The following is an 801-nucleotide window of genomic DNA, read 5'->3' on the forward strand; positions in this document are numbered from 1 at the left end:
GAATACATCTATAAACTATATGGGTGAGCTTCTTAAGCTGGAGGTTTAAAAGAGACAGCTTCTCCACCTTTCTAAAGAGTGCCTCTTTCAAGAGAACTCTAACCTATCTAACATAACTAAAGGTTCTGATAAGAATCATATCAATCAATTTTCAAATGTAAAATAAAAAAAAGACCTACCTCCAAATTTATACTCATTTTGTATTTATTATCCTATTGTTTCACTAAAAACGTTCGTAAAAGTTCCCGATTTTCAGAAGACGTCCGTAATTTTATTTAAAACTTAAACGAACGATAAAAATGAGAGATTTTATATTCAAAAGAAAAGTCCGTAAATGTATACTTTTACGGACTGTATATTCTCTATCATTTGAATGTAAAGACTTTTTCTACGCTCAAATTATTATCTCTATACAAAGAAATTTGGTATTTTCCTGCAGAGAGTTTCCCTGGGCTAATTTTAAATTCATAACCCGAAGTACCCTCGTCATTAGGAATAGTTTCTTCCATTAAAACATTGCTCTTATCCTTGATATTAGCTAATTTTAGTGCAAAATTTTTATTTTGTTTTTCTTTTCCCAAATTGTCTTTAAAATGTGTGGAGACAATTACCTCCTTATTTCGATCCACTTTATTTTGTGGATTAATAATTTGTTGAGATTCATCATTTGTTTTATATCCTATTTCTATATTATCTCTTTTGATCTCTCCATCGTCTTTGAGCATAAAAAAGAAAAAAACAATAGAAATTAATACAATAAATAAAATCAAAAACCTTTTCTTTTTCAACATATAAATTACC

1 protein-coding gene is annotated in these 801 nt (G+C 28.5%); it reads right to left on the minus strand.

Features of this window, described 5'->3' with window-relative positions:
• Positions 1–365: 365 nt before the first annotated feature.
• A partial coding sequence (locus tag AC1DRF_RS30500; protein WP_477742634.1) for a hypothetical protein occupies positions 366–801 on the minus strand: 436 nt, incomplete at its 5' end.

This window comes from Priestia sp. P5_B4 (assembly GCF_056400385.1).